This is a genomic window from Pseudescherichia sp. (genome assembly GCF_032052675.1).
Classification (GTDB): domain Bacteria; phylum Pseudomonadota; class Gammaproteobacteria; order Enterobacterales; family Enterobacteriaceae; genus Pseudescherichia.
In genome coordinates this window covers 71,861-87,623 of the sequence record NZ_DAMBWA010000005.1, presented here as the reverse complement: position 1 = coordinate 87,623, position 15,763 = coordinate 71,861, and the positions used below count along the sequence as shown (strand labels likewise).

At 58.9% G+C, this 15,763-nt stretch carries 13 protein-coding genes; 4 read left to right on the top strand and 9 right to left on the bottom strand.

Annotated features, from left to right (window positions below; genetic code table 11):
• Positions 1–33 precede the first annotated feature (33 nt).
• Genes lolE through lolC form a run of 3 tightly spaced genes read right to left on the bottom strand, consistent with a single transcriptional unit; the run spans position 34 to position 3,171 of the window.
• Positions 34–1,278, bottom strand: coding sequence for a lipoprotein-releasing ABC transporter permease subunit LolE (lolE, locus tag RTX96_RS08850; protein WP_103821183.1), 1,245 nt, complete (start codon positions 1,276–1,278; stop codon positions 34–36).
• Entirely contained in the window at positions 1,278–1,979 is a 702-nt protein-coding gene (gene lolD, locus RTX96_RS08845) for a lipoprotein-releasing ABC transporter ATP-binding protein LolD (RefSeq protein WP_103821184.1), read from the bottom strand. The genes lolE and lolD overlap by 1 nt, the downstream gene beginning before the upstream one ends.
• On the bottom strand, positions 1,972–3,171 hold the full coding sequence (gene lolC, locus RTX96_RS08840) for a lipoprotein-releasing ABC transporter permease subunit LolC (protein WP_312269289.1): 1,200 nt from the start codon (positions 3,169–3,171) through the stop codon (positions 1,972–1,974). Before lolC ends, lolD begins: the two co-directional genes overlap by 8 nt.
• A 278-nt stretch (positions 3,172–3,449) precedes the next feature.
• Here lolC and RTX96_RS08835 point away from each other — a divergent pair, with 278 nt between their 5' ends.
• The 4 genes from RTX96_RS08835 (at position 3,450) to RTX96_RS08820 (ending at position 9,942) form a co-directional block, all read left to right on the top strand.
• Positions 3,450–4,523, top strand: a complete 1,074-nt coding sequence (locus RTX96_RS08835) for an acyltransferase family protein (RefSeq protein WP_312670751.1) — start codon at positions 3,450–3,452, stop codon at positions 4,521–4,523.
• 109 nt (positions 4,524–4,632) lie between these two features.
• Entirely contained in the window at positions 4,633–8,079 is a 3,447-nt protein-coding gene (gene mfd, locus RTX96_RS08830; protein ID WP_312670750.1) for a transcription-repair coupling factor, read from the top strand.
• Between the two features lie 140 nt (positions 8,080–8,219).
• Complete coding sequence (locus RTX96_RS08825; RefSeq protein ID WP_312670749.1) at positions 8,220–9,182, top strand: L,D-transpeptidase family protein; 963 nt, start codon at positions 8,220–8,222, stop codon at positions 9,180–9,182.
• Between the two features lie 124 nt (positions 9,183–9,306).
• Positions 9,307–9,942, top strand: coding sequence for a TetR/AcrR family transcriptional regulator (locus RTX96_RS08820; protein WP_312670748.1), 636 nt, complete (start codon positions 9,307–9,309; stop codon positions 9,940–9,942).
• 468 nt (positions 9,943–10,410) lie between these two features.
• On the opposite strand, the gene RTX96_RS08815 is transcribed toward RTX96_RS08820, so the two are convergent.
• The 6 genes from RTX96_RS08815 to lpoB all read right to left on the bottom strand — a co-directional run bounded on the left by RTX96_RS08815 (position 10,411) and on the right by lpoB (position 15,754).
• Complete coding sequence (locus tag RTX96_RS08815; protein WP_103821190.1) at positions 10,411–10,950, bottom strand: glycine zipper 2TM domain-containing protein; 540 nt, start codon at positions 10,948–10,950, stop codon at positions 10,411–10,413.
• A 192-nt stretch (positions 10,951–11,142) separates the two neighbouring features.
• Positions 11,143–12,447 carry an NAD(P)/FAD-dependent oxidoreductase gene (locus RTX96_RS08810; RefSeq protein ID WP_312670747.1) on the bottom strand — a complete coding sequence of 435 codons (1,305 nt, stop codon included), beginning with the start codon at positions 12,445–12,447 and terminating at the stop codon, positions 11,143–11,145.
• Between the two features lie 234 nt (positions 12,448–12,681).
• Positions 12,682–13,224: an alpha/beta hydrolase YcfP gene (gene ycfP, locus RTX96_RS08805; RefSeq protein ID WP_103821192.1), complete on the bottom strand. Its 543-nt coding sequence runs from the start codon at positions 13,222–13,224 to the stop codon at positions 12,682–12,684.
• 37 nt (positions 13,225–13,261) lie between these two features.
• Complete coding sequence (nagZ, locus tag RTX96_RS08800) at positions 13,262–14,287, bottom strand: beta-N-acetylhexosaminidase (protein ID WP_312269295.1); 1,026 nt, start codon at positions 14,285–14,287, stop codon at positions 13,262–13,264.
• An 11-nt stretch (positions 14,288–14,298) separates the two neighbouring features.
• A complete protein-coding gene (gene thiK / locus RTX96_RS08795) occupies positions 14,299–15,120 on the bottom strand; it encodes a thiamine kinase (RefSeq protein WP_312670746.1) in 822 nt (273 codons plus the stop codon).
• The gene (lpoB, locus tag RTX96_RS08790; RefSeq protein ID WP_103821261.1) at positions 15,101–15,754 is read right to left on the bottom strand and encodes a penicillin-binding protein activator LpoB; all 654 of its coding nucleotides are present in this window, start codon (positions 15,752–15,754) and stop codon (positions 15,101–15,103) included. Before lpoB ends, thiK begins: the two co-directional genes overlap by 20 nt.
• Positions 15,755–15,763 lie beyond the last annotated feature (9 nt).

The window sequence follows — 15,763 nt, the reverse complement described above, 5'->3', positions numbered from 1 at the left end:
GTTACTGGCCGCTTGGGTTACTGTCCGCTTAAACTATTGTCCGCTTAAAACACGGGCCGGATCGATATTGCTGGCGCGTCTGGCAGGATACCAGCTCGCCAACAGACTCAGCACCAGGGCGGTCACCAGCACGTAGACTACATCAAGCACGTGCAGCTCTGACGGCAGGAAATCGATAAAATAGATATCCCCCGACAGGAATTGATGGCCGATCAGCGTCTCAAGACCGTTGATAATCGGCGTCAGCTGAAGGGCAACCACCACGCCAATGACTACCCCGGCCACGCTGCCGAACAGCCCGGCCAGCAGACCATACCAGACGAAGACCGCGCGGATCAGTCCATCCTTCGCCCCAAGGGTGCGCAGCACGGCGATATCGCCGCTCTTGTCTTTCACCGCCATCACCAGGGTCGAGACGATGTTGAAGCAGGCTACGCCGATCACCAGCACCATTGCCAGATACATAATGGCGCGGATCATCTGGATATCGCGGTACATATAGCCGTAGGTGCCGATCCAGCTTTTGATGTAAACATAGCTGTCGGTCACGCTGCCGGCGTCGCGCACCAGCTTATTGGCGTTAAAGACGTCCTTAACCTTGATGGCGATGCCGGTGACGCCGTCGTTCATCTCCAGGTACTGCTGAGCATCCTGCATCGGGATCATGGCAAAACTGTGATCGAGCTGGCCGCTGAGCTGTAAAATACCGCTGACGTGCAGCCTGACGCGTTTCGGCTGCTGAAGCTTATGATCGGCGCTGGCGTTAGGGATCATGACCGATACCCAGTCGCCCTGCTTGACCTTCAGCGCATCGGCAACGCCTTTACCGAGGATCACCTGCTGTTCACCCGCCTTGAAGCTGGCCCAGGCGTTGTTCTGCACATAGCGCGGCAGCGCGCTCAGACGCGTCTCCTGCTGCGGATCGACCCCTTTCACCTGAATAGCGCGCAGGTTTACCCCGCTCTCTACCAGGCCGGTAAAGTTGATATAGGGCGCGGCGGCTTCAATCCCTGCCACCTTCTCAACCTTGCCCAGCGCCTCGCGCCAGTTAGACCACGGCTGGTTGACCGGCTCGATCTCGCCGTGAGGCACCACCGCGAGGATGCGGTTATTTAGCTCGCGCTCAAAGCCGTTCATGGCGCTGAGACCGACGATCAGCACCGCCACCCCCAGCGCAATGCCGATGGTAGAGATCACCGAGATCAGCGACACCATGCCGCCGCGCCGACGGCCACGGCTAAAGCGCAGGGCGATGAGTAACGACAGAGGTGAAGCCATTACTGCGCCCCCATCAGCGTCATCTCCGCGCTCAGGTGGCCGTCGCGCATCTCCATCTGGCGGCTCATACGTTTTGCCAGCTGCAGATCGTGGGTGACCACCAGAAACGCCGTCCCCTGCGAGGCGTTCAGCTCGCCGAGAAGGGCAAAGATCGCGTCGGCGTTGCGCGCGTCAAGGTTACCGGTGGGTTCATCCGCCAGTACCAGGCGGGGATTATTGACCAGCGCCCGGGCTATCGCCACACGCTGACGCTCGCCGCCGGAAAGCTCCGACGGACGGTGATTCGCCCGATGCAGCAGGCCGACCGCCTGGAGCATATCCCGTGCGCGCTGGGTAATTTCCGCCGGTTTGTGCTTGCCAATCAGCAGCGGCATGGCGACGTTCTCCTGAGCGGTAAAGTCCGGCAGCAGGTGGTGAAACTGGTAGATAAAGCCCAGCTCACGGTTGCGCAGCTCGGCTTTTGCCGTCGAGGAGAGCTGGCTCAGCTGGCGATCGCCAAAAATCACGTCGCCAGAGGTGGGCGTATCCAGCCCCCCCAGCAGGTGCAGCAGCGTACTCTTACCGGAGCCGGAGCTACCGACAATCGCCACGGTTTCGCCTTCGTTCACGCTAAAGCTGACATCGTGCAGCACGTCGGTCTGCACGTTCCCTTCCTGATAGCGTTTGCACAGGTTGTCGCATTGCAACAGGATCTTATTCATAACGTAAAGCCTCAGCGGGTTGGGTGGCGGCGGCGCGCCATGAGGGATAGAGCGTAGAGAGCAGCGCAATGGCCATCGCCACCAGCGCAATAATCACGACCTGCAGCGGTTCAATAGCGACCGGCAGCGCCGCGCCGTCCAGCAGTGCGCCAATGATTGGCATCAGATTGTTAAGCTGGCTGGCAAGGAGCGCCCCGAGTACGGCACCGAGCAGCGCGCCGATAATCCCCGCGCTGGCCCCCTGCACCATAAAGACCGCCATGATCTGACGCGGCGTCAGCCCCTGAGTTTGCAGGATCGCCACTTCGCCCTGCTTCTCCATCACCATCAGCCCCAGCGAGGTGATGATGTTGAAGGCGGCCACGGCGACGATCAGGCTCAGCAGCAGGCCCATCATGTTCTTCTCCATGCGCACGGCCTGGAACAGCTCACCTTTGCGATCGCGCCAGTCCTGCCATTTAGTCCCTTCCGGCAGCGCCTGCTGGCTCAGCTCATCGACCTTCAGCGGCTCGTTGAGCCACAGCCGCCAGCCGGTGATGTTACCCGCCGGATAGCGCATCAGGCGCGACGCATCCTGAATGTTGACCAGCATCTGATAGCCATCCACTTCGCTGTTGGCGGCAAAGGTGCCGATCACGGTAAAGAGGCGCTGGCTCGGCAGACGCCCCATCGGCGTAAACTGGCTGGCAGAGGGCACCATCACCCGTAGCTGATCGCCACGGTTAACGCCCAGCTGCCCGGCCAGCTGCTCGCCGAGGATCACGTTATATTTGCCTGGCTGCAGGTCGGTTTGTTTGACGTTGACGAGGTACGGCGTAAGCGGATCCTTCTGCGCGGGATCGATGCCAAGCATCACCCCTACCGAGACGCTGCGCGCGCTCTGTAACACTACGTCACCGGTGGTCAGCGGCGCGACGCGGCTGACGCCCTGGAGCTTCGCGGCGCTGGCTGGCAGCTGCTGCGGGTTCAGCGAGCCATTGGCTGAGGAGAGGATCGCCTGCGGCATGAGCCCCAGGATGTTGTTTTGCAGCTCGCGCTCGAAGCCGTTCATCACCGACAGGACAGTCACCAGCGCCATCACGCCGAGCGTAATGCCGATGGTTGAGAGCCAGGAGACAAAGCGACCGAAGCGGTCCGCTGCGCGCCCGCGCATATAGCGAAGGCCTATGAATAGTGCGACAGGTTGATACATGACATCCGTCTGGTTGCGGTTAGCAGACTCACGAGTATATAAGCGAAACCGGGGATGGTAAATCGCTTATACGCTAAGAATTGTCGGGGATTGGGGTAAAAAATTGTTCAAAATCAATTTGGTAAAACAAGGTTTATCGGCTAAGCCTACGATAACGGACCTCACCTTTTTCCGAAAACTTCCTGTAACGCGCCAAATCCAGAGCGTTACCCATTACAGCGCGGCCCTGCCTTACCACTATAGACGCCAAAATATATCGCAACACAGGCGTTTTAACGATGAAGCAAAAAGCATTATGGATCAACCAGATCAAAGGGTTATGTATCAGCCTTGTGGTGATCTACCACTCGGTGATCACCTTTTATCCTCATCTTGAGGGGTTACAACACCCCCTCTCCGGCCTGCTCGCCAAATGCTGGCTCTATATGAATCTCTACCTTGCGCCTTTCCGGATGCCGGTGTTTTTCTTCATCTCCGGCTACCTGATCCGCCGCTATATCACCGAGGCCGAATGGAAAAACTGCATCGATAAGCGGCTGTGGTCGATCTTTTACGTACTGGCTCTGTGGGGGGTTTTACAGTGGCAGGGGATAAGTTTTCTCAACCGCTGGCTGGCTCCCGAGCGCGATCTTAGCCAGTCGGCCAACGCGGCCTACGCCGACTCGCTGAGCGAGTTCCTGCACGGCATGCTGACCGCCAGCATCAGCCTGTGGTATCTCTACGCCCTGCTGATCTACTTCGTGGTCTGTAAGTTCCTGAGCCGCTGGAAACGTCCCGCGCTGGTGATGATGCTGCTGGCGTCGGTGGCGATTAACTTCCTGCCGCTCCCGTGGTGGGGAATGAACAGCGTGGTGCGTAACGTCATCTACTACGCCCTTGGGGCCTGGTACGGCGTGACGATTATGGGCTGGCTGCAGAGCATCCCCCTGCGCCGTCAAATTTTTCCTCTGGTGCCTGCCCTGCTGGTGGCGGTAGCGCTCTGGTTTTGCAACGTGCCGGTACTGCTCTCCCTGCTCTCGGCCTGGCTGATCATGTCCCTCTTCTGGCGGCTGGAGCAGCGCTTTACCCCCGGTGAGGATCGGCTCCTGAACGTGATTGGCTCCAACACCATTGCCATTTACACCACTCACCGCATCCTGATCGAAGGCAGCAGCCTCGCCCTGCTGCCGCTGTTTCGCCAGGGCGTACTCTCCCCGATGCTGGAGCTGGGCCTGCTGCTGGCTTATCCCCTTCTGAGCCTGCTGGTCTGTACCCTGGTTGGGCTGGGTATCCGCCGCCTCTCCGTGCGCCTGTTTGGCGACCTCTTTTTTTCACCGCCGGAGAAACTGCGTCTGGTCCCTGCCCCCCGTTAGCGGCATAACTTTGCTAATATTGAGGGATCAAAGATAATAAACTGCATTGTGTATCAGTGATATGCCCCCATATCAGGGGGCATAAACCTAAGAGATCCCGATATTTGCCATGCCTGAACAATACCGTTACTCCCTTCCCGTGAAAGCGGGCGACCAGCGCCAACTGGGTGAGCTTACAGGCAGCGCCTGTGCCACAGAAGTGGCAGAAATCGTTGAGCGTCACGCAGGCCCGGTGGTGCTGATTGCACCCGATATGCAAAACGCGCTGCGCCTGCATGATGAGATCCGTCAGTTTACCGACAGTCTGGTAATGAACCTCGCCGACTGGGAGACGCTGCCTTATGACAGCTTCTCCCCGCACCAGGAGATCATCTCCTCCCGGCTCTCGACGCTCTATCAGCTGCCCTCTATGCAGCGCGGCGTGCTGATTATGCCGGTGAACACGCTGATGCAGCGCGTCTGCCCGCACAGCTATCTGCACGGCCATGCGCTGGTGATGAAAAAGGGCCAGCGTCTCTCCCGCGATGCCCTGCGCGCCCAGCTGGATACCGCTGGCTACCGCCACGTTGACCAGGTGATGGAGCACGGCGAATACGCTACTCGCGGCGCGCTGCTGGATCTCTACCCAATGGGCAGCACGCAGCCCTACCGCATCGACTTCTTTGATGATGAGATCGATAGCCTGCGCCTGTTCGATCCTGATACCCAGCGCACGCTGGAAGAGGTGGAGGCGATCAATCTCCTGCCCGCCCACGAGTTTCCTACCGACAAGGCGGCTATCGAGCTGTTCCGCAGCCAGTGGCGCGACACTTTTGAGGTGAAGCGCGACGCCGAACACATCTACCAGCAGGTGAGCAAAGGCACGCTGCCAGCGGGGATCGAGTACTGGCAGCCGCTCTTCTTCAGCGAGCCGCTGCCGCCGCTGTTTAGCTACTTCCCGGCCAATACGCTGGTGATTAACACCGGCGATCTCGATGCCAGCGCGGTGCGTTTCCAGAGCGAAACCCAGGCCCGCTACGAGAACCGCGGTGTCGATCCGATGCGTCCTCTGCTGCCGCCGGAGACGCTGTGGCTGCGCAGCGACGAGCTGTTTGCCGAGCTGAAGCGCTGGCCGCGCATCCAGCTGAAAACCGAACAGCTGGCGGAGAAAGCCGCCAACACTAACCTTGGCTACCAGACGCTGCCGGATCTGGCCGTTCAGGCGCAGCAGAAATCCCCCCTGGATAGCCTGCGCAAGTTCCTCGAATCCTTCACCGGCCCGGTGGTCTTCTCCGTTGAGAGCGAGGGCCGCCGTGAGGCGCTGGGCGAACTGCTGGCGCGTATTAAAGTCGCTCCGAAGCGGATCCTGCGCCTTGATGAGGCGACGGCCAGCGGGCGTTACCTGCTGATCGGCGCGGCGGAGCGCGGGTTTATTGATACCCTGCGCAACCGGGCGCTGATCTGTGAGAGCGATCTGCTGGGCGAACGCGTCGCACGTCGTCGCCAGGACAACCGCCGGACCATCAATCCCGATACGCTGATCCGCAACCTTGCCGAGCTGCATCCCGGCCAACCGGTGGTGCACCTGGAGCATGGCGTCGGGCGCTACGCGGGTATGACCACGCTGGAAGCGGGCGGCATAAAAGGTGAGTACCTGATGCTGACCTACGCCAACGATGCCAAACTCTATGTCCCGGTGTCGTCCCTGCACCTGATCAGCCGCTACGCGGGTGGCGCGGAGGATAATGCCCCGCTGCACAAATTGGGCAGCGATGCCTGGACGCGGGCGCGGCAGAAGGCGGCGGAAAAAGTGCGCGACGTGGCCGCCGAGCTGCTGGACGTCTACGCCCAGCGCGCGGCCAAGACCGGCTTTGCCTTCAAGCATGACAAAGAGCAGTATCAGCTCTTCTGCGATGCCTTTCCGTTTGAAACCACGCCAGATCAGGCCCAGGCGATCAACGCCGTGCTCAGCGACATGTGTCAGCCGCTGGCGATGGATCGCCTGGTCTGCGGCGACGTGGGCTTCGGTAAAACCGAGGTAGCGATGCGCGCCGCCTTCCTTGCGGTAGAGAACCACAAGCAGGTGGCGGTGCTGGTGCCGACGACCCTGCTGGCCCAGCAGCACTACGACAACTTCCGCGATCGCTTCGCCAACTGGCCGGTACGCATCGAGCTGCTGTCCCGCTTCCGGAGCGCGAAAGAGCAGACCCAGGTGCTGGCCGATGCGGCAGAGGGCAAGGTCGATATTCTGATCGGCACCCACAAGCTGCTGCAAAGCGATCTGAAGTGGCGCGATCTCGGCCTGCTGATCGTCGACGAGGAGCATCGCTTCGGGGTACGCCACAAGGAGCGCATCAAAGCGATGCGTGCCGACGTCGATATCCTGACGCTGACCGCCACCCCGATCCCGCGTACCCTGAATATGGCCATGAGCGGCATGCGCGATCTGTCAATTATCGCCACGCCGCCGGCCCGTCGTCTGGCAGTGAAAACCTTCGTGCGCGAGTACGATAGCCTGGTAGTGCGCGAGGCGATGCTGCGTGAGATCCTGCGCGGGGGCCAGGTCTACTATCTCTATAACGACGTTGAGAATATCCAGAAGGCGGCCCAGCGGCTGGCGGAGCTGGTGCCGGAGGCGCGGATCGCCATCGGCCACGGCCAGATGCGCGAGCGCGAGCTGGAGCGGGTGATGAACGACTTCCATCACCAGCGCTTTAACGTGCTGGTCTGTACCACCATCATTGAAACCGGGATCGACATCCCCACCGCCAACACCATCATCATTGAGCGGGCGGACCACTTCGGCCTCGCCCAGCTGCATCAGCTCCGTGGTCGCGTTGGGCGCTCCCATCACCAGGCCTACGCCTGGCTACTGACCCCGCACCCGAAGGCGATGACCACCGACGCGCAGAAGCGTCTGGAAGCCATCGCCTCGCTGGAGGATCTGGGCGCAGGCTTTGCGCTGGCCACCCATGACCTGGAGATCCGTGGCGCGGGCGAACTGCTCGGGGAAGATCAGAGCGGCTCTATGGAGACTATCGGCTTCTCGCTCTATATGGAGCTGCTCGAGAACGCCGTTGACGCGCTGAAGGCCGGGCGCGAGCCGTCGCTGGAGGATCTGACCAGCCAGCAGACCGAGGTCGAGTTACGCATGCCTGCCCTACTGCCGGATGATTACATTCCGGACGTCAATACCCGCCTGTCATTCTACAAGCGCGTCGCCAGCGCCAAGAGCAGCAGCGAGCTGGAGGAGATCAAGGTCGAACTGATCGACCGCTTTGGTCTGCTGCCCGATCCGGCCCGGACGCTGCTTGAGGTAGCCCGGCTGCGTCAGCAGGCGCAGAAGCTGGGGATCCGCAAGCTGGAGAGCAACGATAAAGGCGGCGCGATTGAGTTTGCCGAGAAGAACCATGTCAATCCGGCCTGGCTCATCGGCCTGCTGCAGAAGCAGCCACAGCACTTCCGCCTCGATGGCCCTACCCGGCTGAAGTTTATGCAGGAGCTAGGTGAGCGCAAAACCCGCATGGAGTGGGTAAGTAACTTTATGAAGGAGCTGGCAGAGAACGCCATCGCCTGATCCCCAGGCGCACGCTGCGGCAGCAGCGTGCGCCACTCTTTACAAATCCTTGCATTTCACGAAACATCCAGACACACCTTCCGTCCATACTTCACGTTTGCCCTTGCATAACAACAACCTAAAAGTACGGTGGTCTAACGATGAAACAGATGCGCACGACTCGCTGGATAACGCTGCTGGCCCTTGCGGCGACGGCACTCCTCTCCCTCCCCGCCCAGGCCAATACCTGGCCGCTTCCCGCTAACGGCAGCCGGCTGGTAGGTGAAAACCGTTTTCACCTCGTCGAGAAAGACGGTGGCTCGCTGGAGGCCATCGCCAAAAAGTATAACGTCGGCTTTCTGGCGCTACTGCAGGCCAACCCCGGCGTTGATCCCTACGTGCCGCGCGCTGGCAGCGTGCTGACTATCCCGCTCCAGACTTTGCTGCCAGATGTGCCGCGCCAGGGGATTGTCATCAACCTTTCTGAGCTGCGACTCTACTGGTTCCAGCCAGGCAGAAACGAGGTGGCTGTCTACCCTATCGGCATTGGCCAGCTGGGGGGCGACACCTTAACGCCAACGATGGTGACCCGCGTGTCAGATAAACGCGCCAACCCAACCTGGACGCCGACAGCTAACATCCGCGCACGCTATAAGGCCCAGGGGATCGATCTGCCTGCGGTGGTGCCTGCCGGGCCAAATAACCCGATGGGCCACCACGCTATCCGTCTTGCAGCCCACGGTGGCGTCTATCTGCTTCATGGAACCAATGCTGACTTTGGCATTGGCATGCGCGTCAGCTCGGGCTGTATTCGCCTGCGCGATAATGACATTGCAACCCTGTTCCGCCAGGTTACCCCTGGGACACCGGTGAATATTATCAACGCGCCGGTAAAAGCCTCGGTGGAGCCAGATGGTACCCGGCTGGTTGAGGTGCATCAGCCGTTGTCCAAATCCATTAATGACGATCCAAAAACGCAGCCGCTGGTGCTGAATGCGAGCCTGGAGAGCTTTAAATCCGCTGCCGGGACCGATGCGGCGCTGATGGAGGAAGTGATGGCGGTGCGCTCGGGCATGCCGGTAGACGTGACGCAGCATGACGCGGCCTCTGTGCAATCGCTATAACCCGTAAACCGTTAAAAATCATTAGCATATAACATAATTATTTTTAACCATTCCCTGCTGGCCTTCGGTGACAATTATTTTTATAATGATTGTTCAATAATTCAACATTAGGTGAGGAGCCACTATGACCACCGACGTCAGCAGTAGCACAAAAAAAAGCCGTGGCCGACCCAAAGTTTTTGACAGGGAAGCCGCGCTCGACAAAGCCATGACCCTCTTCTGGCAGCATGGCTATGAGGCGACGTCGCTATCCGATCTGGTCGACGCTACCGGAGCGAAAGCCCCGACGCTCTACGCGGAGTTTACCAATAAAGAGGGGCTATTTCGCGCGGTGCTCGATCGCTATATTTCGCAGTTTGCGACCAAATATCAGGCGGAGCTGTTTTGCGATGATAAGCGCGTTGAGCAGGCGCTGCTGGACTACTTTACCGCCGTCGCCACCTGCTTCACCAGCAAAGAGACGCCCTCAGGCTGCTTCCTGATTAGCACCTCAGCGGCGCTGGCAGCTTCCTCAAATGAGATTGCCCAGACGCTGAAGTCGCGTCACGCGTTGCAGGAGGCTGCGCTGCTGCGCTTCCTTGAGCTGCGCCAGCAGCGCGGTGAGATACCTACGACGGCCTCGCTGCAGACGATAGCGCAGTTTTTGAACTGCGTCATTCAGGGAATGTCGGTCAGCGCCCGTGAAGGAGCATCTCAGGAAAAACTGCTGACTATCACCCGCACTACTCTCTCCCTCTGGCCACAGCTCATTAACTCCTGATATCGGTTTGGCCTATCTTAACGATAGGTCAAATCTTCCTCACACTTTTGTATGACCCTTTGCTACGCTTAATGGTGATTATTCTCGTGCTAATCATTAGCAGGATACACAGGAAAACGAGAGACGTCATGACGACGCAGCGCAGCATCCCTTTCTATTTCATGGATATTCAGGAAAGTTTTACGACTATTCACATGCAGAAGGATAACGGTCATGGTTTTGCTATTACCATTATTTAAGGTGCTAATAGTAATTACATTGTTATTTAGTCTCTGGGTAGTATGTGGTGGTTCGATCCTGTTTGCTTTCATCTCTGTGCTGATCACAGGATGTCTGCTGATCCGCCAGCAGAGTATGATTTAATACCGAGCGATAATAAAAGCCTCGCCTTAGCGAGGCTTTTTTATGCCCGTAAAAAAGGCTCCTCAGCCTGAGCGAATGAGGAGCCAAATCGGGGGTACTGCTTTTTTATGCTTTGTTATTCAAAACCAGCTGCCCGTTGCTATCCAGCGGGATCTGGGTGCCGGGATCGTTGGCCATGCGAATTTTCCCCTGCTGGTCACCAATTTTGTAGGTCACGTCGTAACCGAGCATCTTTTCTGATTTGTCATAGACGGTTTTGCAGCGCTGCTGCGTGCTGGTGTAGGTATCCCGCTCCTGCATCGCTCCCTGTACCTGGTTACCGGCGTAGCCGCCGCCCAGCGCGCCCACGACCGTGGCGACATCTTTACCGCGCCCACCGCCGAACTGATGACCAATCACGCCGCCCGCTACCGCGCCCAGCACCGAGCCGGTCAGCCGGTTTTCATCCTGTACCGGACGTCGATGGGTTACCGTTACGTTACGGCACTCTTTACGCGGCGTTTTCACCGTCTCCTTAATGGGTGTAGCAGAAACCACCTGTGCGTATTGAGGGCCGCGGTTGAAAACGTCTAAGCCCGCCACCGCAGCAACGCCCAGTGCAGCGGCCACACCAATTCCGATACCCGCTAACATGGATTTATTCATTGAATAGTCCCTCTGGTTGGCTCTGATAGTCATAATTCTGCAATCAGCGCGGCCAGAAGCCAATCAGAAAGGCGGTAAATAACGGGGGGTTATGTGGCAAATCGCGGTGATTCAGAGAAATCTGAGCCACCTGATGGAAATCAACAGAAGGATATGCTAAAGGCCCCGCCATGCGTCGGCGGGGCGATGGGCTTAGTGCAGCTTCAGGCGGGGACGGATGACACGGTTGATGCTGCCTACCAGCATCATCAGGCCCGTTTTGAAGTAGCCGTGCAGCGCAACCTGGTGCATACGGTAGAGCGAGATATAGACGAAGCGTGCAACACGCCCCTCTACCATCATCGAGCCGCGCATCAGGTTACCCATCAGGCTACCCACAGTGGAAAAGTTCGAGAGCGATACCAGCGAGCCGTGGTCTTTATAGACGTAGGCTTTCAGCGGCTTACCTTTGATCTGCGCGATAATGTTGTGCAGCGCGCAGGTTGCCATCTGGTGCGCAGCCTGAGCGCGCGGCGGCACAAAGCCCCCTTCCGGACGGGCGCAGGAGGCGCAGTCGCCAATGGCATAGATATCCGCATCACGGGTGGTTTGCAGCGTCGGCTCTACCGCCAGCTGGTTGATACGGTTGGTCTCAAGGCCGCCAATCTCTTTCATAAAGTCCGGGGCTTTGATCCCTGCCGCCCAGACCATCAGATCGGCCTGGATATATTCACCCTCTTTCGTGTGCAGACCGCCTTCGTCCGCGCTGGTAACCATAGTCTGGGTCAGCACGCGTACGCCCATTTTGGTCAGCTCGCTGTGAGCCGCACCGGAGATGCGCGGCGGCAGCGCAGGCAGAATGCGTTCGCCCGCCTCGACCAGCGTTACGTTCAGCGCCTCATTGGTCAGGCCCTTATAGCCGTAGCTATGCAGCTGCTTCACCGCATTGTGCAGTTCGGCAGAGAGCTCAACCCCGGTGGCCCCGCCGCCAACGATGGCAATGTTAACCTTACCGCTGGCACCCAGGTTAGAGGAGTACTTCAGGAACAGGTTCAGCATCTCCTGATGGAAACGGCGCGCCTGATGCGGGTTATCGAGGAAAATGCAATGCTCTTTCACGCCCGGCGTATTGAAGTCGTTAGAGGTACTGCCCAGTGCCATCACCAGGGTGTCGTAAGGCAGCTTGCGCTCTGGTACCAGCAGCTCACCTTTCTCATCCCGCAGCTCGGCCAGGGTGATAGTTTTGCCTTCGCGGTTGATATCCACAACCGAGCCAAGCTGGAACTGGAAATCGTGATTACGTGCGTGCGCCAGGTAGCTCAGCGCGTCTACGCCCTCATCCAGTGAGCCCGTTGCTACTTCATGCAGCAGCGGCTTCCACAGGTGGCTGTGGTTGCGATCGACGAGGGTAATTTTGGCTTTTTTACCCCGGCCCAGCTTCTTACCTAGCTGGGTTGCCAGCTCCAGTCCGCCAGCTCCACCGCCAACAATCACAATCTTTTTCAATGGTGTAGTCAACACGACCCCCTAAAATATTAACCAATTGTTAACTAAAAGTTATGGAAATAGCTTTTAGTTAACAACAAGTTAGCAGCAAAACACAGTCATCTACCCCTTGAGAATAGCATGAACGGTGCATTGGTCATACCAAAATTGATATATATCAAGTTTTGATGCATAAAAGATAACCAGGTTTCGGCCGAAGGGCGAAAAAAAACCAGCCGTTAAAAGGCTGGTTCAGGAAATGGTGGCTTAACCGAGGGTTTTAAAGGCCTTAATACGCTGCAGATGCGGGGAGATATTCTTAAACTTATGCGTCTGCTCTTCGTCCCAGACAATCTCATAAAAGTCGTGCAGCACCTCGGCGGTGCGCTGGCTATTGAGCGCTTCATCGTGGCGGGAGAGGATGGCCAGACAGCGGTCCCGGTTTTTCTCGCGAAAGTTAGTCACACACTTGGTGGCAATATCGGCATACTCCTCCGGCCTGTCGATCTTGCCCTCCATATTCTCTTGCGGATAGAGATTAGGATTGAAAATCACCTGCCGAATGTCGCAGAGAAAACCGATCCGCTCGGCCCAGTACCCGCCCAGGCCCACGCCGCAGATCAGCGGTCGCTCATCGACGTTAAGCTGCAGCATTTTATCCACCTCTTTCAGCAGATGCTGCATGTCATGCTTCGGATGGCGCGTACTGTAGCTCAGCAGACGTACGTCGGGGTCGATAAACTGCAGCTGCAGCACCTTTTCGTGATTGCCCGGACTGTTTGAATCAAAACCGTGTAAGTAGATGATCATCTGTCCTCACCCTGTGCTTTCTCCCTTTCAGGGAGGGTTAATGGGCCGCCGACCGCTCCAGCCAGCGGGCCTGAAGCTGTTCCAGTTTGCTATTCACCGCTTTCCATTCGGCGGAGGCAACCAGCTCCTGACGCGTAAACGCACCTCTATGATACAACTCTGTAACACGTGCTGCATTGATCGGCGACAGGTTATCCAGCACGCTTACTGCGCCCTGACGATGATTACAAACCAGAACCATATCGCAGCCCGCATTCAGCGAAGCCTGGGCACGCTCGGCATAGCTGCCCATGATCGCCGCCCCCTCCATAGAGAGATCGTCCGAGAATATCACTCCGTCAAAGCCCAGCTCCCCGCGCAGCACCGTTTTTAACCAGTGCGGCGAGCCGCTGGCTGGACGCGGATCCACCTCGCTGTAGATCACATGCGCGGGCATAATCGCATCCAGCTTGCCATCGCGGATCAGCGAGCTAAAGATCGACATATCGTGCTCGCGGATCAGCGCCTCCGGACGCGGATCGCGCGGGGTCTCCTTATGGGAATCCGCCGTTACCGCCCCGTGTCCCGGGAAGTGCTTGCCGGTCGCCTTCATGCCCGCCCGGTGCATCCCGTCAATCACGCGGGTGGCAATGGCCAGCGCCTTCTGCGGATCGGCATGGTACGAGCGCTCGCCAATGGCCGCGCTGATGTGGCCCACGTCCAGCACCGGGGCAAAGCTGATATCGATGTCCATCGCGATCATCTCGCAGGCCATCAGCCATCCCGCCTCTTCGGCCAGCCTGCCGCCCTCCTCCATGCCGAGCAGTGCGGCAAACGACTGAGCAGCAGGCAGGCGCGTAAAGCCGTCGCGAAAACGCTGTACCCGGCCCCCCTCCTGATCCACCGCTACCACTAGCCGATGACGCGAGGCGGCGCGGATCTGCCGCACCAGCTCGCGGAGCTGCGCCGGATCGTGATAGTTTCGGGTAAAGAGGATCAGGCCTCCCACCAGCGGATGCGCCAGAATCTCGCGCTCCTCCGCATCCAGCTCATAGCCTGCCACATCTAACATTACCGGACCCACACTGACCTCTCTTATCCTTTTGTCTCGAGCTGACACCATGTTTCATTTGCCAGCGTAATAAATTGCGGCTCCCCCGTCTGCTGCCAGCGGCACTCGTACCAGCCCGCCATTAGCATCACCACCCAGGGGCGCCAGCGCCGCACCTGCTGCGCCAGCTGCGCATACGTTATGTTTGCCGCCTGGGCGTAGGCGCTGATAAGCTGCTCACGCTCACGCTCATCTACCGTCCAGACCGAGGCCAGCTCCAGGGCGATATCGCCATCGCCGGCATACTCCCAGTCAATCAGCCGCAACCCCGAAGCGGTATGCACCAGATTACCTGCATGCACGTCCATATGTAACGGGGCCAGTCTGATGATGCCCGGCTCACCCTCACGCTGAAGGCGCTTTAGCCATACCAGCCAGCGTGGCGTGCGGCGTGCGGGATCGCACCCCTGCCAGTAGCGCTCCAGCAGCGGCAACAGCGTAATGCGCCAGCCAAAACGGGGCTGCTGATGCAGATGATACAGCAAGTCGGCGAGGTGATGGGGGTGCGGAAGCGTGGTTTTCACCTCCCCTGCAAGGTACTCTACGGCCATCCAGCCCTGCCCCAGCCACTGCGGGCGCGGCGCAAGGGAGTCAGGCAGCCGTTTTAGGGCTCGATACTGACGCAGAAAGGGTGCAGGGGTAGTGGCCGCGTGCTGCTGGCGCAGCACCAGACGCTGCTCACCGTTGGCAATGACGCAGCTCCCGCCGCTCAGCCCGGTATGTTCCGGGCTGGCGACGAGCGCTGCGTTGGGGAAATAGCGTGACAGGATCTCGTCACGCTGAAGGTTACTGTTGCTGAACCGCACCTTTACCTGACCAGACGATCTCGCCCGTCTGCACCAGCATCAGCTGCATCTGGAGCGCGGGGGAATTAACGTTGCCGGAGGCGCTGGTGTAGAGCACATACTGCGCCCCTACGTTGCGGGCGATGCCGATCGCTTTACTGCGGGTGCCGAGGCTATCCTGCGGCGACAGACCGAGCTGCTGCTTGGCTACGGAGAGCTGCTGGGCAGAGACCAGCGTAAACTTACCGTTGTTAGCCAGCGCGCCGCGCAGTACCTCCGTAGCTTCCGCCGTGTTCAGCGAGCCGTTGGTGCGGTTATTGACGCTATCCACCAGCAGCACGCTGCCACCGGAAACACCGCTCGCCTGCAGCATTTTGCTGACCATCGGCGACACCGCCCCGCTCCAGTCGAAATGACGCTCGCGCGGCGCGGGCTGCGCGGTCTCATCCTGGTGTTCAATGGGGCCTGGCTGAGCTGGGATCGCCGGTACGGACGGCACCTCCGGTACAGGCTGCGGCTGCGGCTGTTCAACCGGCTGCTGCGGCTGCGGTTTGGCTTCCTCTACGGGCGCTGGCTGCTGTTCGCCCCGCATAATACATCCCGAAAGGATCATCGCTACGGTCGTGAGTAGCGCATAACGACCCAGTTTATTGATCAAGATTCA